This is a genomic window from Streptomyces sp. NPDC048506, assembly GCF_040651315.1.
GTDB lineage: Bacteria > Actinomycetota > Actinomycetes > Streptomycetales > Streptomycetaceae > Streptomyces.
This window is the reverse complement of the sequence record NZ_JBEZIX010000032.1, coordinates 21,881-44,085: the sequence shown is the minus strand read 5'-3', so window position 1 is coordinate 44,085 and position 22,205 is coordinate 21,881. Positions and strand designations below refer to the sequence as shown.

The window sequence follows — 22,205 nt, the reverse complement described above, 5'->3', positions numbered from 1 at the left end:
TTGCCGCGGGAGGGGTTCGGCGCGGGCCTGTTGGTGGGTCATCCGGACGGCGCCCGTCCACGCCGGGTGGCTGCTGCTGTTCGTTGCCGCACGTCGAGGCGCCCGGCGTCCAGCACGGCGATGCGGTGGGCAATGGCCGCGGTGTCGCGGTCGTGGGTGATGAGGACCAGGGAGAGGTCCGGGTGGGTCTGGGGGAGGCCGGCGAGGAGGGTGAGCAGGCCGCGGCGGGTGACGGCGTCCAGGCCGGCGGTGATCTCGTCGCAGATCAGGACCCTGGGGCGGGCCAGCAGGGCGCGGGCCAGGGCGGCGCGCTGGAGTTCGCCGCCGGAGAGCCCGTCGGGGGTGCGGCGTCCGAGGTCGAGGGTGAGGCCGAGGGTGCTCAGGGCGTGCTCGGCCTCGGCCCGGGCCGCCGGCCCGGTGCGGCCGCGCAGGCGGACGGCGGTGCGCGCCACCTGGTCGACGACCGGGCGGTGGGGGTCGAATGCGGCCTGGGCGTCCTGGAAGACGTACTGCACCGCGGCCAGTTGCGCGCGGCTGCGGTGCCGCAGGCTCTTGGGCAGGACGGTGCCGTCGAGGAGGACCTCGCCGTCGTGGTTCCGGTGCAGTCCGGCGAGGCAGCGGGCGAGGGTGGTCTTGCCGCTGCCGGAGCGGCCCATGACGGCCAGACAGGTGCCGGCGTGGAGCACGAGGTCCGTGGGGTGCAGGACGGTGGTGGTGCGGTGGCGGGCGGTGAGGTCCCGGACGTGGAGGGTCGCGGGGGTCCCGGCCGAGGGCCGGTCGCCGACGGGCGCGGGGTCGTGGTGCGCGAGCAGGTCGCGGGTCCAGGAGTGCCGGGGGGACCGCCAGAGCCGTGCGGCCGGGCCGGATTCGACGATGCGGCCGGCGCGCAGGACGTGGACCTCGTCGGCCAGGGCGCGTACCACGTCCAGGTCGTGGCTCAGGAGGAGGATCGCGAGGCCCTGCTCCGCCAGGGCGGCCAGCTGCCGGATGATCTGACGCTTCGTCATCTCGTCCTGGCCGGTGGTGGGTTCGTCCGCGACGATGATCCTGGCACCGGTCAGCAGCGCCTGGGCGAGGACGATGCGCTGCTGTTGGCCACCGGAGAGCTGGTGGGGGTAGCGGCGCAACAGCGTGGCGCCGTCGGGCACCTGGGCCCGGGCGAGGGCCTCTAGGACCCGCCGCCGGGCGGCTGGACGGCGGGCGCGCCACGGCCGGTGGCGCACCTGCACGCGGGCGATGTCGGCGAGGAGGGCGGACACCGGCCGAGCGGGGTTGAGCACCGCGGCGGGGTGCTGCGGTACGTGGCCGACGACGCCGTCGGCCACGCGTACGGTGCCGGTGACCCGGGCGCCGGGCGGATACGCGTGCAGCAGGGCGCGACCCGTGGTGGTCTTGCCGCTGCCGGAGGCACCGATCAGGGCGGTGACCGTGCCGGCTACGAGACGGAGGGACACCCCGTCGACGAGGGCCCGGCCGTCGACCTCGACGCGCAGGTCCTGGATCTCGGCGACCGTGTCGGTGGTCATGGCGTGCTCCTCTCGTGGTGGCCCGGCTCGCGGGCGCTCCGCGGGGTACGGGCGCGCCGGCCGCGCCGGCCGAGCGCGGCGTCGCAGAGCAGGTTGGTGCCCGTGGTCAGGGCGGCGATCAGCAGGGCGGGCAGCGCGACGGCCCAGGGCTGGACGAACAGGCCGGTCCGGTTGCGGTCGACCATCACCGCCCAGTCGGTGGCGTCGGGTTCGGTGCCGACGCCGAGGAAGGCGGCGGTGGCCACGAGGTACAGCACGCCGGTCAGCCGGACCCCGGCGTCGGACGCGAGAGGGCGCAGGGCGGCCCGGCCGACGTAGCCCACGGCGATCCGCCACCAGCCCTCGCCCTGCATGCGCAGCGCCTCGACGGCCGGGCGGGCCGCCGCCTCGGCCGCCGCGGCCCGTACGGTGCGGGCGGCGTCGGGCACGTTGACCAGCGCCACCAGGAGGGCCAGTCCCCCGGCACCGGGCGTGAACACCGCCGCGACCAGCAGGACGAGCAGCAGCGACGGCACCGCCAGCAGCACGTCCAGCGGGCGCATCAGCAGCTCTTCGAGCCAGCGGCGGTGGGTGAGCGCGCCGACCAGGCCCAGCGGCAGCGCGACCGCGTAGGCCAGTGCGGTCGCCGCGAGGGCGGTCAGGACCACCGGGTGACCGCCGAGCAGTACCTGCCGCCAGACGTCGCGGCCCACGAAGTCGGTGCCCGCCCAGTGGCCCCCGCCGAGGGTGAAGGAGGCGGCCCGTAGTCCGGGCTCCCCGGCGCACAGCGGCCCGAGCAGGGCGAGCAGCAGCGGCCCGGCGACCAGGAACAGGCCGGCGGCGAAGCGTCCCCGGCCGGCCCGGGTGTCCGACGTCATGCGGCCACCTCCGTACGCGGTGCGAGGCGGTGGGTGACCAGGTCCGCGCCGAGATTGAGGACGACCGCGGTGAGACCGAAGACGACCGCCAGGCCCTGGATGACCGGGACGTCGCGCTCCGCGACGGCGTTCATCAGGACCGTGCCGAGTCCGGGGACCGCGAACAGCGCCTCCACGACGATGACACCGCAGAGCAGCCAGTCGACGGTCCGGGCGAGCTGCTGGGCGGCGGGGGCGAGGCCGTTGGGGAGCGCGTGGGCATAGCGGATGCGCGCGCCGGGGACGGCGTAGCGGCGGGCCTGGGCGACGTACGGGGAGGCCAGCGCGTCGATCATGCCGGCGCGGATCAGCCGGGTCAGCGAGCACACCGGCCGGGACAGCAGGACCAGGACGGGCAGTACCAGCACCGCGGGGTGGGCCAACAGGTCGGTGCCGTGGCCGAGGGCGGTGGGGGGCAGCCAGCCCAGGCGCAGCGCGAAGAGCGCGACCAGCAGTACCCCGAGGGCGAACTCCGGTACGGCGTAGACGCCGAGGGTCACCGCGCTGATGACGCGGTCGGGGCGCCGCCCCTCGTACCGGGCGGCCAGCACGCCGAGGCCGACCGCGACGGGAACCAGCAGGAGCAGGGTGGGCGCGGCGAGCAGCAGGGTGGGGCCGAAGCCGTCGGCGAGGTAGGAGCCGACCGGTCGGCCCGAGGTGAGGGAGGTGCCGAGGTCGCCGTGGAGCAGTCCGCCCGCCCACTGCGCGAGCCGCTCGTGGGCGGGCCGGTCCAGGTGCAGGGTCTCCCGGACGGCCGCGATCCGTGCCGGGTCGGGCTGGTCGCCGGCGAGTGCGACCGCGGCGTCGCCGGGCAGCGCCTCGGTGAGGGCGAAGACCAGCAGGACGACCGCGACGGTCTGGCCGGCGCCGAGCAGCAGCCGCCGCACCAGCCAGGACCGCAGACCCGTCATGCGAGCCACACCCTGTCGAAGCGGGCCCAGTCGAGGGTGTTGGCGGGCGCCCGGTGCGCCACACCTCGGACGGTGCGGGCGGTGCCCAGGATCCAGTCGGCGAAGCCCCAGACCAGGAAGCCGCCCTCGGTGTGCAGGCGGCGCTGCATGCGCGCGTAGACGGCGGCCCGGTCGGCCTTGTTCCTGGTGGACTGGGCCTGTTGGTAGAGGGCGTCGAAGTCCCGGTGCCGCCACCGGGTGGCGTTGGTGGTGGAGCCGCTCAGCAGCCGCTGGGAGAAGTGCGACTCGATGGGCATCGCACCGGAGCGGTAGCAGCACAGCGTCCCGGAGTCCAGGGTGTCCTGCCAGTAGCTGTCCTTGCTGCGCATGGCGACCCGGACCCGTACCCCGGCCTTGGCGGCCTGGTCGCGGAAGACGGCGGCGGCCTCGGTGAAGCCGGTGGCGACGGTGGAGGTGTCCAGGGTGACCCGCAGTCCGTCGGCGCCGGCCTTCCGCAGCAGGTGGCGGGCCCGGTCCAGGTCCGGTGTGCGCTGCGGCAGGTCGTCCGCGTAGTACTCGTAGCCCCTGCCGAAGAGGTCGTTGCCGAGCGTGCCGGCGCCGGAGAGCGCGCCGTCGACCAGCTCCTGGCGGTCGGCGATCAGGAAGAAGGCCTGGCGCACCCGCTCGTCGTCGAACGGTGGGCGGTCGGTCTTCATCGCGAACGCCTGCATGGCGCTGTTGCGCAGCCGTACGATCTCGATCCGCCCCTGGCCCTCGTGGGCGCGCGCGGTCGTCGGCGTCAGCTCGTGGGCGTACTGGACCTGGCCGCCGAGCAGGGCGTTAACCCGGGCCGACTCCTCGTTGGCGACCAGGAACTCCAGCCGGTCCAGGTGGGGGGCGCCGTCCCAGTAGTCGTCGTTGCGGCGCAGGACGGTGGACCGTCCGGGCGTGAACGAGACCAGGCGGAACGGACCGCTGCCGACCGGCCGGTGGTCGAAGTCCCGGGCGCCGTCGGGGACGATGTAGGCGCCGAACGCGGCGAGGACGTTGGGGAATTCGGCGGTCGGCCGCTTGAGGACGAAGGCGACGGTCCGCTCGTCCACGGCCCGGCTCGCGGTGAGGTCGATGGGCTCCAGGGAGGCCCTGGCGCGAAAGGCCCGTCCGGGGTCGGCGATCCGCCGGTAGCTGTAGAGGACGTCGCGGGCGGTGACCGGCCTGCCGTCGTGGAAGGTCGCCTTGCGGAGCGTGACCGTCCAGCGGTCCAGTGCCGCGTTCGGTTCCCAGGACGCGGCGAGCCGCGGTGTGGCGGCGAGGTCGGCGCCGTAGTCGGCGAGTTTGTCGTAGAGGGCCTTGGCGCGGGCGGCGTCGACGAAGAGGTTGGTGAGGTGCGGGTCGAGGGTCTCGCTCGCACCGCCGCCGGCGAATGCGGCGCGCAGCGTCCCGCCGCGCCGGGGACGGGTGTCGTGGGCGGAGTCGCCGGAGGTGCCGGGGCCGGCGCAGCCGGCGAGGGCGAGCGCACCGAGGCCGGCCGCGCCACCGGCGGCTGCCAGGAAGCCGCGGCGGCGCAGTCCGGGGAGGTGGGGGTCGTCGAGGGGCACGGGAGGCATGGGAGGCGTCCTTGGGTTCGGGTGGTGGGCTCAGTCGTGGTGGGTCAGCCGGGCGACCAGGTGCAGCCGGTCGCCGTCCAGGCGGCGGCCGGGCGGGTCGCCCTGCTGCCAGGCGGGCTCGGTGCGCGGCCCCGGGCCGTCGTACAGCGCGAGCGCCGCGAAGCCGTGTGCGGCGAGGGCGTACCGCAGCTCCTGTGGGAAGAGCAGCCGCCATGCGGAGCGCTGCTCGACCGGGGCCGACCCGTCGTCGGCGGTCCAGATGCGGGTACGGCGCAGCAGTTGGGCGGGGCGGTCGACGCGGAGGGTGGTGGTGGCGGTGTACGCGGTGCCCTGCCGGCGGAAGCCGGTGACGGAGGGGGCGTCGAGCAGCTCCGTCCGGCCGAGGAAGAACGCCGCGTTGCGCATCTCCGCGACCAGCAGTCCGCCGGGGGCCAGTGCGCCCCGGCAGGAGGCCAGGAAGCCGTCGAGGTCGTCGTTGGTGTGGCAGTACAGCAGTGCGCTGTCCAGGCAGAGGACGGCGTCGAACCGCCGGTGCGGGAAGGCGAAGGCGCGCAGATCGGCCGGGACGTACTCCGGGCCGGGGTGGTGGGTGCGGGCGTGCCGGAGCATCGCCTCGGAGAGGTCGGCGCCGACCACGTCGCGGCCGGCCCGGTGCAGGTGGGCGGCGTCGCGGCCGGTGCCGCAGCCGAGGTCGAGGACGCGTGGGCCGGCGCCGTACCGGCGCAGGGTGTCCTCGGCCCACCGGCCGGCCAGCCGCCCGGGGTCGGGGAACCGCGCCTCGTACAGGGCGGGGTGGTCGGTGAGAAGGTTTCCGCTGGTCATCGCCGTCTCCTCAGGCCGTCGCCAGGACGGCGGGGTCGCGTACGGGCAGTCCGCGCAGCCGGTGCAGCCAGGTCACGCCGGCCGCGGAGAGCAGGCCGAAGGCCAGGCAGCACGCCCAGGGGATCCATGGGGTGCCGGCGCGGGTACCGGTGTCCATGGCCCAGCCCACGACGGTGTTCCCGACCGCGGCGGCGATGCCGGAGACCACGTAGAACAGCCCGAAGTAGGTGCCGGTGAGTTGGGGGCGGCCGAAGTCGGGGATCAGCTCCATCACGAACGGCTGGGCGACCATGACGCCGAGGTAGAGCAGCAGCGCCCCGGCCAGCACGGGCAGCGCGCGCAGGACGGCGGTGCCGAGGCCGCCGGGGTGGGCGCCGAGGCCGGCGACGGCCATCGGCGGGACGAACGCCAGCCCCATCAGGGCCAGTCCGACGGCGATCCAGCGCGCCCGGCTGCCGCGGTGCGCCAGGGCACGGGTGAGGCGCAGTTGGAGGGCGAGGTTGGCGGCGGTGCCGACGAGGAAGACCAGGCCGGCCGCACCGTCCCAGCCGGTGGCCTGCCGGGCGCCGGCGGGCAGCAGCAGGTACAGCTGGTTCTCCATGGTGAACAGGCCGACCATGGCCAGGGAGAACGCCAGGAAGACGCGGTTGCCGAGGACTTCGCGCCAGTCGGTGAGCACCCCGTTCGGCGCGGGCTCGACCGCCCGCCGGGGCAGCACCAGCGCCTGGGCGACGGTGAGCAGCGCGAAGATCGCGGCGGCGGTGAGCGCGGAGGCCCGGAAGTCGACGGCCAGCAGGGCGCTGCCGAGCAGCGGTCCGACCAGGGCTCCGGTGGTGGCGAAGACGTTGAAGAGCGCGAACGCCTCGGCCTTGCGCTCGCCGGCCTCCTGCGCGAGGTAGGCGCGTACGGCCGGGTTGAACAGCGCCCCGGCCAGCCCGCTGAGCACGGAGGCGGCGAGCAGCACGGCGAGTCCGTCGCCGAGCGCGAAGAGCCCGAAGCCGACGGTCCGCAACGCGCAGCCGGCGATGATGACGCCGCGCGCGCCCAGCCGGTCGGACGCCGAGCCGCCGATGAGGAAGAGGCCCTGTTGGCTGAGGTTGCGGACGCCCAGGACGATGCCGACGACGGCCGCGGACATCCCGAGGTCCTCCCCCAGGTGCCCGGCGAGGTACGGGATGAGCAGGTAGAAGCCGGTGTTGACGCCGAGTTGGTTGATCAGCAGCAGGCGGATGGCGAGCGGGAAGCGGCGCATCTCGTGCCAGGTCCTCATACCGCCGCCTCCGCACTCCGGTCCGCCGCGGTCCCCAGGTCGGGTGGGGGCACCGGCGCCACGCCCAGCCCCGGGCGGTGGCTCGCCCGTACGGTGCCGTCCGTGCCGCCGATGCCGGTCCAGGGGTCGTGGGCGAGCAGCAGGTGGCCGTCGAGGTCGGTCCAGCGGGCGCGGTCGGCGAGGTGCACGGCGGGGGCGATGCCGAGCGTGCTGGCGGTCAGGCAGCCGAGCATCAACGCGGTGCCGCTGCCCGCGAGCAGTTCGGCGATCCGCAGGGCCGCACCGACGCCACCGCACTTGGCGAGCTTGACGTTGATGCCGTGGACCCGGCCGGCCAGCCGACGGGCGTCCTCGAAGCCCACCGCGTCCTCGTCGGCGATGACCGGCAGCGGGGAGCGTGCGGCGATGCGAGCCAACGCCTCGGGGTCGCCGGGGGCGATGGGCTGCTCCACGGCCTCCACGCCGAGGTCCGCGTAGCGGGACAGCAGGGTCGGGGCCTCGGCGGCCGGCCAGGCCCCGTTGGGGTCGAGCAGCAGGCGGGCGTACGGGGCGGCACTGCGTACGGCCTGTACGCGCAGCAGGTCCTCCTCGGGGTCGGCCGCGCCAGCCTTGACCTTGAGGAGCGAGAAGCCGTCCCGGACCAGCCGGGCGGCCTGTGCGGCGGCCTGCCGCGGGGTGGTGATCCCGATGGTGCGGGCGGTGACGGCGGCCGGTGCGGTGGCCGAGCCGAGCAGCCGGTGCACGGGCGTTCCGGTGCGCTTGCCGACGAGGTCGAGGAGGGCGGACTCCCACGCGGCGACCACCGCGGGGTGCGGTTCCCGGCCGGGTGGCGGGCCGTCGCACAGCGCGTCCAGGGCGCTCTCGGGGTCGCCGAACCTGCCTGATTCCAGGGCGAGTTCGGCCACCTGCCACTCGATGGTCCGGGTGTCGAGGCGGTGGTAGGCGCTGCTGACCACCTCCCCGTGGCCGCGCCGGCCTCGGTGCTCGACGGACAGCCAGACGGCGTCGCGTGCCGCCATCGTGGCGCGGGATATGCGCAGTGGCTCGGCGAGTTCGAGCCGTACGGTGCGCTGACTGACCTTCACGGGTGCTCTCTCCGGTACGGGTGTCGAGGGGGTGTCAGGGGATCGGTGACGGTGCGGCAGCGCACCCAGCCGGTGGCCTCCACGGCCCGCGGGTGCGGGATCTCGACCGGGCGGGGGGCGGCGCGGGCGAGGTCGAGGCCGTGCGCGGTGGCGAAGTCGTCGTCGAAGACGCTGCCGAGGTAGCGCTGCGGGCCGTCGGGGAAGACCGTGGCGACCACGGCTCCGGGCTGGACACGGGCCGCCCAGGCGGCGACCAGCGCGGCCGCGCCGGTGCTCCAGCCGCCGCTGACGAAGTTGCCGGTGGCGAGCCGCCGGCAGGCGTCGGCGGACTCCGTCGGGCCGACCCAGTGCACCTCGTCGAACGCGGGGTAGGCGACGTTGCGGGGGTGGATGCTGCTGCCCAGTCCGCGCATCAGCCGGGGCCGGGCGGGCTGGCCGAAGATGGTGGAGCCGGTGGCGTCCACGCCGATGAGCCGCAGTCCGGGCCAGTGCCGGCGCAGCGGGCCGATGACTCCCGCGCTGTGGCCTCCGGTGCCGACGCTGCACACCAGGACGTCGAGGTGGTCGAGTTCGGCGGCGAGCTCGGCGGCCAGGGAGGCGTAGCCGGCCACGTTGTCGGGGTTGTTGTACTGGTCGGGCCAGTAGGCGTCGGGCAGTTCGGCGAGCAGGGTGCGCAGCCGGGCCAGCCGGGCGGCCTGCCAGCCGCCCTCGGCCGCGGGCCGGTCGACGATGTCCAGCCGGACCCCGTGGGACCGGAGCAACTGCCGCATGGACGGCTCCAGTTCGGCGTCGCCGACCAGGACGACCGGGTGGCCCAGGGCCTGGCCGGCGAAGGCCAGGCCGACGCCGAGGGTGCCGGAGGTGGACTCCACGACCGGCGCACCGGGCCGCAGTTCGCCGCGCTCCTCGGCGCCGAGCAGCATGGACACCGCGGCCCTGGCCTTCATCCCGCCGGCGCCGAGCCCTTCGAGCTTGGCCCAGAACCCGGGTTGCGGGCAGGGCAGGTCGGTGGTGATGCGGGCGAGCGGGGTGCGGCCGAGCAGGCCGAGCAACTCCCGGTTCCCGGTGGGACGTACGACGGCCGTGGTCACCGGGCGGCTCCCTGGTTCGCGGTACCGGCCCGGTAGCGGTGGAGGATGCCCGGACCGCCGTCCAGCCAGAAGAACGGGTACGGCTCCGCGCACACCGCGGTCACCCCCGCACCGATCAGCCGGGGCAGCACCGCGCTTCCGGTCTGGGCGAACATCACCAGCGGTGTGCCGTGCCGCAGCGCCTGAGCGCGCAGCGGCTCGAAGGTGCCGTTGCCGAGGGTCATCCCGGAGGCCAGCACCGCATCACAGCCCGCCAGTTCGGCGAGCGCATCGGTGCGTATCGGCTCGCCCCACTCCGTCGTCCCGCCCTTGAGGTCGCACGGCACATAGCCGAGGCCGCGCTCCCGCAGCGCCTCCAGCAGCGAGTTGACCACGCCGACGACGAGGACCCGGGCGCCGGGCGCGGCGTCGACCAGCCCGGCGACGGCCCGGGCCCGGGCGCGCGACTTCCGCAGCGACGAGCCGGCCGGCAGCGACCAGGGCCGGGCGCCGTTCCCGGGCGTGTGCGGGTGGGTGTGCATCAGGTACGCGTCCAGGGCGGCGACCCGCACCGGGCGCAGCTCGTGCGTCAGCAGCCGGGCGACGTCCGCACCGACGCAGTCCTCGACCGCGGCGTCCGGCAGTGTGCCGGGCTCCACCGCGCAGGCGCCGACCGCCGCGGCCAGCCGCAGGCTGAGCACTTCGTTGCGGTAGCCGCCGGTGCGGCCCTCGTGGCGGACGGACTGGCGGGTGCTGAAGGCCACGGCGATCCGCTGGGTGCGCGGGTCGGGGCCGAAGTCGCCGCGCAGCACGCCGGCCACCAGGTCGTCGTACGACGCGGCACGGGCGGTGGCGGCGGGCGTGGCCGGGGCGGTGGACGGGGTCATCGGGTCACCACCCGCGCGTCCAGCCGGGACAGCAGCGCCTCGACGCGCCGCCGGGCGCCCGGACCCTCGGCGTCGCCGGCCATGACGTGTCCCAGGTACGTGTTGTTGCTGCCGTCGGCCTTGACCGCCGTACCGGCCCCGGCGAGCTGGAGTTCGAGCAACCCTGCCGCCCCGCGGACGGCGTCGCCGCCCTCGACCGCCTCCAGTACGCCCGCGGCCTCGGGCACCAGGAAGCCGACGGCCGCGCTGCACAGCCCGGTCCGCTGCCGGGTCAGCCGGGGCGGCCGTCCGATCGCCACCTCCACACAGGCGGCGGCCAGGTCGATGCCGGTGACGTGCCGGACCAGTTCGGTGATCCGGTTGCCGGCGGGCCGCGGGTTGACCTCGACCGGACGGGGGCCGTCGGGTGTCAGCTTGATCTCGGTGTGCGCCACCACGCCGTCGAGTCCGAGCGCCGCGATCGCCCGTACCGCGGTGTCCCGGGCCGCCGCCGTGGCGGCCGGCGGGAGGTCCGCGGGGAACATGTGGCCGGTCTCGATGAAGGCCGGCGCCCCGCCCACGCTCTTGTCGGTGACCCCGACCACCTGGGTGGTTCCGCCGAACGTCACGGTCTCCACGCTGACTTCGGGCCCGTGCAGCAGCTCTTCGAGGAGGACCACGGACGCCCGGCGCTGGCCACGGGCGTTGACGGGGAAGCCGTCCAGTGCGCGGTGGGCCCGGATCAGCTCCGCCTCGTCGTCGACGCGCCGGACGAACATGCCCGCGCACAGGTCCACGGGCTTCAGCACCAGCGGGTAGCCGATCTCCGCGGCCGCGGCGACGGCTTCGGAGCGGTCCGCGCAGACCGCGAAGCGCGGGCCGGGCAGTCCGGCGGCGGCCAGCACCCGACGGGTCGCGTCCTTGCGGCAGGCGTTCTCGACGGCTTCGGGCGTCGGGCCGGGCAGGCCGAGGTGGCCGGCGATCCGCGCGACCGTCGGGAGGTAGTAGTCGCAGGAGGTGACCACGCCGTCGAAGCAGAGCACGGTGTGCAGGCGCTCGACGTACGGCAGCAGCGCGGTGAGGTCGTTGGTGTCCGCGGTCAGCACATTGCGGGCGCCGAGCAGCGGATGACCGGTCCCCTCGGGCGCGGAGCGCAGGTAGTGGTGGAGATCGCGGGTGAGGAAGGTGAACTCGTGTCCGCCCTCGCGGATCGCGCGTGGCAGCAGTCTGCTCATCGCTCCGACCCAGCTCTCGACCATCAGCAGATGAGCCACGGTTTCCCTTCTTCGCAGGCGAGTTGGGCGTACGGGGACGCCGCCATGGGGTGATGGGGAGGCGGGTGGCGGTCCGGGGAGCACACACGGGGGTGCGGACCGCCCGCCTTGACCATCAGACCGTAAACGATAATCATTTTCATTTCCACCCGACACCTCTCCGAAGGCGAGACCCGTGATTCCGCTTCCCACCCTCCGACGCCTGGGCCTGCTCTGCGCCCTCACGGTCACCGGTACCGTGCTCCCGGCCGGCCCGGCCCACGCCGCTCCCCCGGCGCCCGCACTCCGCTTCGGCCCCTGTCCGCAGTCCGTACCGACTCCGCCGGCCCCGGAGCGCGTCGAGTGCGGTCGACTGAGCGTGCCGCTGGACCGGAGCCGCCCGCACGGCATCCGGATCGACATCGCGGTGTCCCGCGTCCGCGCCTCCGGACCGGCGTCCGAGCGGCGCGGCGTCCTGCTGGTCAACCCGGGCGGCCCCGGGGGACCGGGCCTCGGCTACGCCGTCACCAAGCGCGCCAAACTCCCCGAGCGGGTGCGGCGTTCGTACGACGTGATCGGGTTCGACCCCCGGGGCACCGGCGCGAGCGCGCCCGCGGACTGCGGCCGGATGGGCGGACTCTTCGACGGCCCCGGCCGGGACCCGGTGCCGGTCGGCCGCACCGCCGAGCGGCGGTACCTCGACGACCTGCGCCGGATCGCCAACGACTGCGCCCGCGGAGTCGGCGACGCCCTGCCGTTCCTGTCGACCACGGAGACCGCCCGGGACATGGACGCCATCCGGGCCGCGCTCGACGAACCCCGGATCGCCTTCCTGGGCGTCTCGTACGGGACGTACCTGGGCGCCGCGTACGCCGCCCGCTTCCCCCAGCGGGTCGGGCGGCTGGTGCTGGACAGCGTCGTCGGGCCCTGGGAGTGGTACGACTTCGACCTCCGGCAGAGCCGGGCCCTGCTACGGCAGCGCGCGGTGTTCTTCTCGTGGGTGGCCCGGCACCAGGAGCGCTTCGGCCTCGGCGCCCGCGCCGCGTCCGTGCGCGCCGCCTACCAGAGGGTGCGTCACGGCCTGGGCCGAAGCCCCGTGAACGGCTTCGGTGCGGCGGAGTTCGACCGCACCGTGTACCGGGCGCTGGGCCGGACCGAGCGCTGGACGGGTCTCGCCGACGGCCTGCGGGCGTATCTGCGCGACGGTTCCGTCGGCCCGCTGCGGCCCGCCGAGCCCTTCGACGGCGCCGCGGCACGGACCTACGAGGCCGCCAACCGCACGGTGAAGTGCGCGGACGGCCGGGCGCCCGACCCCGCCCGCATCGTGGCCGACCTCCGCCGGCTGCGCCGGAGCGACCTCCGGCCGGTGCTCACCGGCATGGAGGCTTCGGTGTGCGCGTACTGGCACCACCGGCCCGCCCACCGCACTCCGCTCGGCAGCCCCGCGGCACCGCCGGCGCTGCTGATCGCCTCCGCGCACGACCCGGTCACCCCGCTCGCCGGCGCCCGCGCGCTGCGGCACCGACTGCCCGGCTCCCGCTTGGTCACCCTCCACCACGACTACTCCCACGGGGTGTTCGCCAGCCGCGGCAACGACTGCGTGGACGAGGCGGCCGCGGCGTACCTGGTCGACGGCACCGTGCCGGGCACCGACGTGGACTGCCGGGGACCGGGCCTCCCCACCCCATGAGGGCGCATATGTCATGCACGCGTCAGCACATTCGTCCTCCCGTGAGAGAGGTGGAAACCGGAAGAAACAAGACCCAACCCCCCTTCCGCTTTTCACCGCCCACCAGGGAACCTCGTGGTGCACGGGGCCGGAGCCGAACCCGGTCCACCGCACGCACGAAGTGGGGCGCACACCATGGACGATGCACACACCGCGGAGAGCACGGCCGCCGACTGGTACGTGGACGAACGCTGCAACAACTGCGACGTCGCCAGACAGCTGGCGCCGGGTCTGATCGGTGAGGTGGACGGCCGGTCACGGGTGTTGCGGCAGCCGCGGGACGAGGCGGAGGAACGCCGGCTGCACGCGGCCGCGTTCGCCTGTCACTCCCGTTCCATCCGCCGCACGTCCCATCGACCGGACCCGGCGCAGGACCCCTTCCCGCTCGCCCTGGACGACACCGTCCACCTCTGCGGGCACAACTCCCCGCACACCGCGGCGGCCAACTCCTATGTCCTGCGCCGCCCTTCCGGGACGCTGATGATGGTCGACACGCCTCGCTGGAGCGAGTCGCTGGCCGGGCGGTACGAGGAGCTCGGCCGCATCACCGACGTCCTCCTCACCCACCAGGACCATGCGGCGCACGGGCGTCGGTACGCCGACCGCTTCGGGGCCCGGTTATGGATCCACGAGGGCGATCTCGCGGCGTCGCCCGAGGCGGACCGCATCCTGCGCGGAACCGGGACCGTGGAGGTCGGCGAGGGCGTACTCGCCCATCCGCTGCCCGGCCACACCCGGGGAAGCGTGCTCTACGTCGCCGACGAGCGGTACTGCTTCAGCGGCGACAGCTTCTACTGGTCACGCGCGACCGGCGACATCGAGGTGGCGGAGAGCGTCACCTGGTACTCCATCACGGAGCTGGCGGCGTCGCTGGCCCATACGGTCGACCGGCTGCGCTTCGAATGGCTGCTGCCCGGGCACGGCGACCGCAAGCGGCTGCCCGCACCGCAGATGGCGGAGCGCATGCGGGCCTTGACGGCCCGGGTCCAGGAGATGCAGCCGCGGCCGATCGACTTCACCGCCGTGCGGTGGTGACGGGGAGGGCGAGCACCCGGCCGAGCACCTGAGCGAGGTCGTCGGCCGGGTGGCCGGACAGGGTGGGAGCGACCGCTCAGCGCATCGAGACGACCGGCGGACGTTCCCGTACGGCGCCGTAGGCGAGGAAGTACGCCGGCACCCGGTTCAGCCAGCGTGAGGTGGTGACCCACTCGGCCATCCGCCGCGCCCGCCGGGGGTTGCCGAAGGGCGCCTCCCCTGCCAGCACCGGCCCGATGACCCGTGCATGGGCGAACCGCTGGAGCGCCTGGGTCAGCACCGTCGTCGGCCACCGGCGGCGCTGGACGGCACGTACGTCGTGCAGGCCGACCGTCCCCGCGCACAGCGGCGCGACGAGGTGCCGGGCGGCGGCCACCGCGTCCTCGACGGCGAGGTTGATACCGATGCCGAAGACCGGCGACATGGCGTGTGCCGCATCGCCGATGCACAGCAGCCCCGGGCGGTGCCAGCGCCGGAGCCGGTCGAGCCGTACGTCGAGCAGCTTCACCTCGTCCCAGGAGCTCAGCGCCCGGACGCGGTCGGCGAGCCAGGGGGCGGCTACCGCGTAGTTGGCCATGAACGGCCCGAGGCCGGCGGCGCGGCGCTCGGCGTCGGTGCCCTTGGGGATCAGCACGGCGCACTGCCAGTAGTCGCCCCGGTCGATCATGGCGCTGAGCAGCCGGTCGCCGACGCCGCCCACCAGCCCGTGCGGATCGCCGTCGCGCCGCGGCAGCCGGAACCACCAGGCGTCCATGGGGCAGGCGAACCGCTGTAGCCCCAGTTCGGGCAGTGTGCGGGCCAGTGAACCGCGGCCGTCGCAGGCCACGGTGAGGGTGGCCCGCAGCTCACCGGTGCGTCCGTCGGAGGTGCGGTACCGCACCCCGGTGACCCGGCCCCGGTCCATCAGGAAGGAGGTCGCCTCGGTGCTCATCCGCACCGAGAAGGACGGCTCCCGGCCGGCCTCGTCCGCCAGCAGGTCGAGGAGGTCCCACTGCGGCACCATGGCGATGTAGTTGAACCTGCCGCGCAGCGCGCCGATGTCCCCGATCGTCACCAGTGAACGGTCCGGCCCGAGGGGCAGCTGAATCGTCGTCACCCGCCGCTGCGGCAGGCGGGCGAACCGCTCGCTCAACCCCAGGTCGTCCAGCAGCGCCAGCGTGGACGGGTGCACGGTGTCGCCGCGGAAGTCGCGGAGGAAGTCGCCGTGCTTCTCCAGCACCGTGACCGCCACACCCGCCCGGGCCAGCAGCAGCCCGAGCACCATCCCGGCGGGGCCACCGCCCACGACACAGCACGTGGTCCGCTCCAACGCCACCACTCCCTTCGAACCCACCGACATCCGTCACCGCCGGGACGCCCGGACGCCCGGGCCGGTCCCGCGCCGGCGGGGTCGGCTCAGAGGTCGACCGTGATCTCCAGCTCCTCCGGGTCGGCGCCCTCGGCGGTCACGGTGAACAGGGCCGTGCCGACCGCGTCGCCGGCCATCAGCAGCGGGGTCTGGGCGTATCCCCCGGCGTCGGTGCGTACGGTGACGGCGCTCTCGTCGCCCTCGAAGAGGGCCTGTTGACTCATCGACGCCCAGCAGAAGGTCACCTCGGCGCCGGACACCGGACGGAGGGAGTTGCGCTCGACGAGCCGGACCTTCAGCGGTTGCGGGAAGGCCTCGCTGCGGCCGGCGTGCTGCCCGGCTCCCCCGGCCGGCTGGATGGTCAGCGCCTGGACCGAGCCCGCTCTCGCACTCATGCCGATACCTCGCTTCGCCCGGCCCCGCACTCGCGCGGCGCGCACCTCTCGATGCGGTGATGGTAAGCAGGGCGGCACCGCCGCCCCGGGTTACGACCGGCTGGTTCGCGGAGAGTTCCTGCGGTGGGGTGACACGGCGCGCCGCCGCCGGGCCGGCGTCCGGGGCCGTGGGGGTGCGGTGCGCCGGCGGTGGACGACGGCGCTTGGGTGACCGTATAGCGCCCCTAACAGATCAATCGCAGAACCCGTCGGTAGACGCTCGGGGCACGGCGCGCAACGATCTGTGCACCGGCGGGCGCACGGCAGGGCGCCCGGGCGCGGTGCATCCGCCGGGCGTGTGGTCTGTCTCCGAACGAGAGGACGGGAAGGCCCTTGATGGCTCTCACCACGGCTGCCGGCCCCCTCCCCGAGTACGCCGACGCGGTGATCGTCGGCGGTGGCGTGATCGGGGCGAGCATCGCGTTCCATCTGGCCGAGGCCGGCGTCGAGAAGGTGCTCCTGCTGGAGCGTGACCGGCCGGGATCCGGTTCGTCCGGGAAACCGATCGGAGGGGTGCGGGCCCAGTTCTCCGATCCGGTCAACATCCGCCTCGGGCAGCGCAGTCTGGAGGCCTGGCGCGGCTTCGCCCGGCGCCCCGGCGCCGACGTCGGGCTGGAGAGCGTCGGCTACCTCTTCCTCCTCGGTGACGCCGAAGAGGTGGCGACCTTCGAGCGGAGCATCGCCGTGCAGAACGAGCTCGGCGTGCCGAGCCGCCTGGTCACCCCGCGCGAGGCCCACGGGCTGTGCCCGTACGTCGACCCCGGCAGCTTCGTCGCCGCGGCGTTCTCGCCGGGTGACGGGTGGGCGTTGCCGGCGGCGGCCGTGGCCGGCTATCTGCGAGCGGCCCGCCGGCACGGAGCGACCGTGTTGGCCGACTGCCCCGTCACCGCCGTCGACACCGCCGATGCGGCGGTGACGGGGGTGCGCACACCGCTCGGGACGGTACGCACCGGGACCGTGATCTGCTGTGCGGGGGCCTGGTCCGCCGCCGTCGGGGCGATGGTCGGCGTGGGCCTTCCGGTCACCCCGCTGCGGCGGCAGATCGCCTTCACCGGACCGCTGCGCCCCGCTCCCCCGCGGATCCCCTTCACCCTCGACCTGGACTCCACGCTCTACTTCCACAACGACGGCGCGGACGGCCTCCTCGTGGGCCTGTCCGATCCGCGCCAGGAGCCGGGCTTCGGCCGTCAGTTCACCCCCGAATGGCTGGCGCCGTTCCGTGCCGCGGCCCGGCGCCGCGCCCCCGCGCTGGGCGAGCTGCCGGTCACCGGCGGGTGGGCCGGCCTGTACGAGATGACCCCGGACTGCAATGCGCTGATCGGTGAGGCCGGCGACGTCAGCCGGTTCCTGTACGCCACCGGCTTCTCCGGGCACGGGTTCCTCCAGGCGCCCGCGGTCGGCGAGGTCGTCCGCGACCTGTACCTCGGCGCCACTCCACCGATCGACGTCGCACCGCTCACCGCGGACCGGTTCGCCGGGCACGGCGCCCGGCCCGAGGCCCACATCATCTGAGCGGCCCGGACCCCGCGGTCACCGCTCCTCGCTCCAGGAGGTTCGTATGGTCCCCACCTGGCGGCTGCGCGCCGCCTTCGCCCGTCGCCTGTCGGACATGTACGGGACCGAGGTCCCGGCGTACACCACGCTGCTCGATGTGGCCGGCCAGGTCAACGACGAGGTCCTGCGCCGGGACGCCGATGCCGAACGCCTCGGCAGCATCGACCGGATCACCGCGGAACGCCACGGTGCCATCCGCGTCGGCACCCCCCGGGAGATGCGCCGGGCGGCGCAGATCTTCGCCGCGCTGGGCATGCACCCGGTGGGGTTCTACGACCTGCGCGACGCGTCGTCGAGCGCCGTTCCGGTGGTGTCCACCGCCTTCCGGCCCGTCGACGCCGAGGAGTTGGCCCGCAACCCCTTCCGGGTGTTCACCTCCCTGCTCACCCCGGCCGACCGGCGCTTCTTCGACGCCGACCGGCAGGCCCGGCTGGAGGCGTTCCTGGCCCGCCGCGAGCTCTTCCCTCCGGAGCTGATCGAGCTGGCCCGGCGTGCCGAACGCGAGGGCGGCCTCCCCGAGGAGCCGGCCGAGCGCTTCCTCGGCCTCGCCGTCGCCGCCTTCGAGCTGTCGCCCGAGCCCGTCGACCGCGCCTGGTACGCCGAGTTGGAGCGGATCTCGGCAGTCGCGGCCGACATCGGCGGGGTGTCCAGCACCCATGTCAACCACCTCACCCCGCGCGTGCTGGACATCGACCGGCTCTACGCCCTGATGGAGGAGCGCGGGATCGCGATGATCGACCGGATCCAGGGCCCGCCGCGGTGGGACGGGCCGGAGGTGCTGCTGCGTCAGACCTCCTTCCGTGCGCTGGCCGAGCCGCGGAGGTTCCGCGAACCCGACGGCAGTCTGCGCACCGCGTCCCTGCGGGTGCGGTTCGGTGAGGTCGAGGCCCGCGGCGTGGCCCTCACCCGCACCGGCCGGGCGCTGTACGACGAGCTCGTCGCGGAGACCGACCGGCGGCTCGCCGAGCACCCCGGGGCCACCGCACAGCAGGTGGCCCGCGGCCTCTGGGAGGCGCGGTTCCCCCGCGACGAGGGCCGGCTGGCCGCCGACCGGCTGGCGTTCTTCACCTACCACCCGGTCGTCGACCGCCCCCGCGACGGCCGGCGGCCGCCCACCGACCGCGCGGCGCTGCTGGCCGACGGCTGGCTGACCGCCCGTCCCGTCGTCTACGAGGACTTCCTGCCCCGCTCGGCGGCCGGGATCTTCCAGTCCAACCTGACCGACGAGGGCACCCGGGACGGCACCCAGACCGCGACCCCCTACGACGAGCGGTGGCTCGCCGAGGCCATCGAGCGCACGGTGCACGACCCGTTCGAGCTCTACGCCGCCCAACAGGACAGCTCGCTGCGGGCGGCGCACCGGGCCCTGGGGCTCAGGCCCCCGGCCGACGACTGACCCCCGCACCCACGACCTCCGAGGAGCCTTCACCGTGACCACCCGCACACACCCCCTGGACACCGACGCCCTGCGCACCCTGGCCACCCGGAGCCTGCGCCGCCTGGGTGTCGAACTACCGGCCGAGGAAGGCGAGTTGGTGTCCCGTACGCCGCTGACCGGCGGCGCCCTGTACCGTCTGCCGGCCGCCGCCGACGAGGACGTGGACGCCGCCGTCGCCGATGCCCACGAGGCCTTCCGGCGGTGGCGCCTGGTGCCCGCCCCCCAGCGCGGCGCCCTGGTGAAGCGGCTCGGCGAACTGCTGACCGCCCACAAGGACGACCTGGCCGACCTGGTCACCATCGAGGCCGGCAAGATCCGCTCCGAGGCGCTCGGCGAGGTACAGGAGATGATCGACATCTGCGACTTCGCCGTCGGGCTCTCCCGCCAGCTCTACGGGCGCACCATGGCCTCCGAACGGCCCGGCCACCGGCTCTCCGAGACCTGGCACCCGCTCGGCGTGGTCGGCGTGATCTCCGCGTTCAACTTCCCGGTGGCGGTGTGGTCCTGGAACACCGCCGTCGCCCTGGTCTGCGGCGACACCGTGGTGTGGAAGCCGTCCGAGCTGACCCCGCTCACCGCGCTCGCCTGCGCGGCGCTGCTCGACCGGGCCGCCGGGGAGACCGGTGCGCCGGCCGCCGTGCACCGGCTGGTGCTGGGCCACCGCGAGACCGGCGAACGCCTCGTCGACGACGCCCGGGTGGCGCTGGTCAGCGCCACCGGTTCGGTCCGCATGGGGCGCGCCGTCGCCCCACGGGTGGCCGCCCGGTTCGGCCGCTGCCTGTTGGAACTCGGCGGCAACAACGCCGCGGTCGTCACCCCCTCGGCCGACCTCGACCTGGCCGTGCGCGGCATCGTCTTCTCCGCCGCCGGGACGGCCGGACAGCGCTGCACCAGCCTGCGCCGACTGATCGTCCACGAGGACGTGGCGGACCGGCTCCAGGAGAAGATCGTGCACGCCTACGAGCAGCTGCCCGTGGGGAACCCCTTCGAGGACGGCACGCTGGTCGGCCCGCTCGTCAGCCCGGCGGCCCACACCGCGATGACCGCAGCGCTGACGGCCGCCCAGGCCGACGGCGGCAAGCTGCTGACCGGCGGCGAGCGCCGGCTCCAGGAGAGCGCGCCCGGGGCGGCCTACGTCCGCCCGGCGGTGGTCCGGATGCCGGCCCAGACCGACATCGTGCGCGAGGAGACCTTCGCCCCCCTCCTGTACGTGCTCACCTACCGCACGCTCGACGAGGCCATCGCGCTACAGAACGACGTGCCGCAGGGGCTGTCCTCCAGCATCTTCACCCGGGACCAGCGGGAGGCCGAGCGCTTCCTCGCGGCCGACGGCTCGGACTGTGGCATCGCCAACGTCAACATCGGCACCTCGGGCGCCGAGATCGGCGGCGCGTTCGGCGGTGAGAAGGAGACCGGCGGCGGCCGGGAGTCCGGTTCGGACGCCTGGCGGGCGTATATGCGCCGGGCGACGAACACCGTGAACCACTCGGACGACCTGCCGCTCGCTCAGGGGGTCAACTTCCTTTAGAGGAAAGGGATTTCCGCCGGCCGAGAGGCGGGGAGGGACCGGCGGCGGGCCCTGCGGTCACCGGCGCCGCCGGGCAACCGGTCCCCCGCTCGTCCACTTCGCCCGGACGCTCCGCCCGTCCCCTCCGCCCGGACGTCGTGCGCCGGATCTCCTAACATTCCTGGATGGACTGGACGAGCGCCCAGCTGCGTTCCCTGGTGGAGCTGACCCGACGCGGAACGATCACCGCGGTGGCGGAGGCCCTCGGCTACACGCCGGGCGGGGTCTCCCAACAGATCGCGGCGTTGGAGAAGGCCGCCGGCGCGGAGCTGCTGCGGCGGGTCGGCCGGCGGGTCGAGCTCACCGACGCCGGGGTGGCGCTGGCCCGGCACGCGGAACGGATCCTGGCCACCGAGGCGGAGGCCGTCGAGGCGCTGGAGCGGACCCGCCGGGAGATCTCCGGTGTGCTGCGGGTGGGGCTGTTCGCCACGGCAGCCGCCGAGGTCCTGCCGCCGGCGCTGCAACGGGTGCGGTCCGTGCATCCGGAACTGGCCGTGCACAGCCGCGAGATGGACGTCGACGAGGTGTACGACGCGGTCGCCGCGGGGGCGGTGGATCTGGCGCTCGGCCTGGACTACCCGGACGTGCCCCTCCCCCGCGATCCGGCCCTGCGGGTGCTGCCGCTCCACCGCGAGCGGTTCGCGCTGGCGGTGCCCGCCGGGACGATGCCGGGCCGTCGGGCCGTCGGGCTGGCCGACACCCGCGACCTGGGGTGGATCCTGCCCGCGGCCGACAGCTACTACGGCCGGGCGGTGCGCACCGCGTGCCGTCGGGCCGGTGTGGAACCGGACGTCCGGCACGAGGTGACGGACACCGCGACCACATTGGCGCTCGTCGAGGCGGGCATCGGCGTGAGCACGGTGACCGGCCTGATGCTCCGGTTGCGCGCCTCGCGTTTCGACGTGGTGCCGCTGCGGGAGACCGTCGAGCGGCATGTGGTGGTGGTGTGCCGCGCCGCCTCCGCGCACCGGCCGTCGGTACGGGCCCTGGTGGACGTGGTGCGGGCCGTGCCGTGGAGCGACGACGCCCGGGTTCAGGACACCGGGCCGTCGTACCCCTGACACGCCGTGCGCCAAGTCGCCCCGTGGGGTCGGGTCACCAGGTGTGCGCCACGTCCACGATCAGCTGATGGCCGGACTGCTGCACCCGGAACGGCAGCTTGGCGCGCACGCCCAGGCCGACCTGGGTCTGTCCCTCGAAGCTGGCGCCGAACTTGGTGTCCTTGAACGTCCGGTACCCCTTGAGGTCGACGCCCGGCAGCGACTTGCCCGCCTGTCCGGCGTAGGTCTGCCGGCCCGTCGAGGGGTCGTAGCTCGGCGCGGTCACGTAGATCTCCAGGATGGCGCCGCCCTTGACCGGTATCCGCTCGCCGGACCCGTCCTGGTGGAACGCGTCGACATAGCCGACGTGGTAGCCGACCTTGCCGTCCGCCGCACCGCCGATGTCGAAGACGATCCGGTCGTAACACGCGTTCCGCCCGGTCCTGATGTCCCGCAACGGCTTGGCGTTCGCGCCGGTGAGCGACTTCTCCGTGCTGCCCCAGTGCGTCGCGCAGGCCTTGACCGGTCCGGTCGTGCCCGTCGGGACGGGTGCGGCACCGGCTGCCCCGGCCGCGCCCAGCACCCCGGCTCCCGTCAGCACCAACACCGCGGCCGTCGTCCCCAACCGTCGCATGATCTACCCCCAGAGAGAGTGGAAGAGAGGAATCCAGTTACATGCGCTAGGACGGCCGGTCGGGCATCGGCGTTGCGCTCCGGGTGGCTTCCGGCCACCGGCGGGACGAAGTTGTCGCGATCGGCACGCATGCGCGACGCC

General features: G+C 74.6%; 19 protein-coding genes. 6 read left to right on the top strand and 13 right to left on the bottom strand.

The window, feature by feature from the left end; all coding sequences use genetic code 11:
• Nucleotides 1–38: 38 nt before the first annotated feature.
• Genes AB0C96_RS25295 through AB0C96_RS25250 form a run of 10 tightly spaced genes read right to left on the bottom strand, consistent with a single transcriptional unit; the run spans nucleotide 39 to nucleotide 11,306 of the window.
• Complete coding sequence (locus tag AB0C96_RS25295; protein ID WP_362920069.1) at nucleotides 39–1,526, bottom strand: ATP-binding cassette domain-containing protein; 1,488 nt, start codon at nucleotides 1,524–1,526, stop codon at nucleotides 39–41.
• Entirely contained in the window at nucleotides 1,523–2,383 is an 861-nt protein-coding gene (locus AB0C96_RS25290) for an ABC transporter permease subunit (RefSeq protein ID WP_362920067.1), read from the bottom strand. The genes AB0C96_RS25295 and AB0C96_RS25290 overlap by 4 nt, the downstream gene beginning before the upstream one ends.
• Nucleotides 2,380–3,333, bottom strand: a complete 954-nt coding sequence (locus tag AB0C96_RS25285; protein WP_362920065.1) for an ABC transporter permease — start codon at nucleotides 3,331–3,333, stop codon at nucleotides 2,380–2,382. Before AB0C96_RS25285 ends, AB0C96_RS25290 begins: the two co-directional genes overlap by 4 nt.
• Nucleotides 3,330–4,919: an ABC transporter substrate-binding protein gene (locus tag AB0C96_RS25280; RefSeq protein ID WP_362920064.1), complete on the bottom strand. Its 1,590-nt coding sequence runs from the start codon at nucleotides 4,917–4,919 to the stop codon at nucleotides 3,330–3,332. The genes AB0C96_RS25285 and AB0C96_RS25280 overlap by 4 nt, the downstream gene beginning before the upstream one ends.
• Nucleotides 4,920–4,949: 30 nt before the next feature.
• Nucleotides 4,950–5,741 (bottom strand): class I SAM-dependent methyltransferase, encoded by a 792-nt coding sequence (locus AB0C96_RS25275; protein WP_362920062.1) that lies wholly within the window; start codon nucleotides 5,739–5,741, stop codon nucleotides 4,950–4,952.
• A 10-nt stretch (nucleotides 5,742–5,751) separates the two neighbouring features.
• Nucleotides 5,752–7,011, bottom strand: coding sequence for an MFS transporter (locus AB0C96_RS25270; protein ID WP_362920060.1), 1,260 nt, complete (start codon nucleotides 7,009–7,011; stop codon nucleotides 5,752–5,754).
• Complete coding sequence (locus tag AB0C96_RS25265; protein ID WP_362920058.1) at nucleotides 7,008–8,096, bottom strand: dipeptide epimerase; 1,089 nt, start codon at nucleotides 8,094–8,096, stop codon at nucleotides 7,008–7,010. Before AB0C96_RS25265 ends, AB0C96_RS25270 begins: the two co-directional genes overlap by 4 nt.
• Nucleotides 8,093–9,187 (bottom strand): pyridoxal-phosphate dependent enzyme, encoded by a 1,095-nt coding sequence (locus tag AB0C96_RS25260; protein WP_362920057.1) that lies wholly within the window; start codon nucleotides 9,185–9,187, stop codon nucleotides 8,093–8,095. The genes AB0C96_RS25265 and AB0C96_RS25260 overlap by 4 nt, the downstream gene beginning before the upstream one ends.
• Complete coding sequence (locus tag AB0C96_RS25255; RefSeq protein ID WP_362920055.1) at nucleotides 9,184–10,053, bottom strand: DUF364 domain-containing protein; 870 nt, start codon at nucleotides 10,051–10,053, stop codon at nucleotides 9,184–9,186. Before AB0C96_RS25255 ends, AB0C96_RS25260 begins: the two co-directional genes overlap by 4 nt.
• A complete protein-coding gene (locus AB0C96_RS25250) occupies nucleotides 10,050–11,306 on the bottom strand; it encodes an ATP-grasp domain-containing protein (protein ID WP_362920053.1) in 1,257 nt (418 codons plus the stop codon). The genes AB0C96_RS25255 and AB0C96_RS25250 overlap by 4 nt, the downstream gene beginning before the upstream one ends.
• 175 nt (nucleotides 11,307–11,481) lie before the next feature.
• On the opposite strand from AB0C96_RS25250, the gene AB0C96_RS25245 reads away from it, so the two are divergent.
• Nucleotides 11,482–12,975 carry an alpha/beta hydrolase gene (locus AB0C96_RS25245; RefSeq protein WP_362920051.1) on the top strand — a complete coding sequence of 498 codons (1,494 nt, stop codon included), beginning with the start codon at nucleotides 11,482–11,484 and terminating at the stop codon, nucleotides 12,973–12,975.
• A 174-nt stretch (nucleotides 12,976–13,149) separates the two neighbouring features.
• Nucleotides 13,150–14,049 carry an MBL fold metallo-hydrolase gene (locus AB0C96_RS25240; RefSeq protein WP_362920049.1) on the top strand — a complete coding sequence of 300 codons (900 nt, stop codon included), beginning with the start codon at nucleotides 13,150–13,152 and terminating at the stop codon, nucleotides 14,047–14,049.
• A gap of 76 nt (nucleotides 14,050–14,125) precedes the next feature.
• Here the strand turns inward: AB0C96_RS25240 and AB0C96_RS25235 are convergent, their stop codons facing one another.
• Together AB0C96_RS25235 and AB0C96_RS25230 are read right to left on the bottom strand one after the other, a co-directional pair.
• Nucleotides 14,126–15,364 carry an FAD-dependent oxidoreductase gene (locus tag AB0C96_RS25235; protein ID WP_362920188.1) on the bottom strand — a complete coding sequence of 413 codons (1,239 nt, stop codon included), beginning with the start codon at nucleotides 15,362–15,364 and terminating at the stop codon, nucleotides 14,126–14,128.
• An 80-nt stretch (nucleotides 15,365–15,444) separates the two neighbouring features.
• Nucleotides 15,445–15,792: an Ig domain-containing protein gene (locus AB0C96_RS25230; RefSeq protein ID WP_362920047.1), complete on the bottom strand. Its 348-nt coding sequence runs from the start codon at nucleotides 15,790–15,792 to the stop codon at nucleotides 15,445–15,447.
• Between the two features lie 375 nt (nucleotides 15,793–16,167).
• Between AB0C96_RS25230 and AB0C96_RS25225 the strand changes: the two genes are divergently transcribed.
• From AB0C96_RS25225 to AB0C96_RS25210, 4 genes are all read left to right on the top strand, one after another.
• Complete coding sequence (locus AB0C96_RS25225; RefSeq protein WP_362920046.1) at nucleotides 16,168–17,343, top strand: FAD-binding oxidoreductase; 1,176 nt, start codon at nucleotides 16,168–16,170, stop codon at nucleotides 17,341–17,343.
• 46 nt (nucleotides 17,344–17,389) lie between these two features.
• Nucleotides 17,390–18,781: a VOC family protein gene (locus AB0C96_RS25220; RefSeq protein ID WP_362920044.1), complete on the top strand. Its 1,392-nt coding sequence runs from the start codon at nucleotides 17,390–17,392 to the stop codon at nucleotides 18,779–18,781.
• Between the two features lie 34 nt (nucleotides 18,782–18,815).
• Nucleotides 18,816–20,351, top strand: coding sequence for an aldehyde dehydrogenase family protein (locus tag AB0C96_RS25215; protein WP_362920042.1), 1,536 nt, complete (start codon nucleotides 18,816–18,818; stop codon nucleotides 20,349–20,351).
• A gap of 164 nt (nucleotides 20,352–20,515) precedes the next feature.
• Nucleotides 20,516–21,451, top strand: a complete 936-nt coding sequence (locus AB0C96_RS25210; RefSeq protein ID WP_362920041.1) for a LysR substrate-binding domain-containing protein — start codon at nucleotides 20,516–20,518, stop codon at nucleotides 21,449–21,451.
• Between the two features lie 34 nt (nucleotides 21,452–21,485).
• On the opposite strand, the gene AB0C96_RS25205 is transcribed toward AB0C96_RS25210, so the two are convergent.
• The gene (locus AB0C96_RS25205; RefSeq protein WP_362920040.1) at nucleotides 21,486–22,064 is read right to left on the bottom strand and encodes a hypothetical protein; all 579 of its coding nucleotides are present in this window, start codon (nucleotides 22,062–22,064) and stop codon (nucleotides 21,486–21,488) included.
• Between the last annotated feature and the right edge of the window lie 141 nt (nucleotides 22,065–22,205).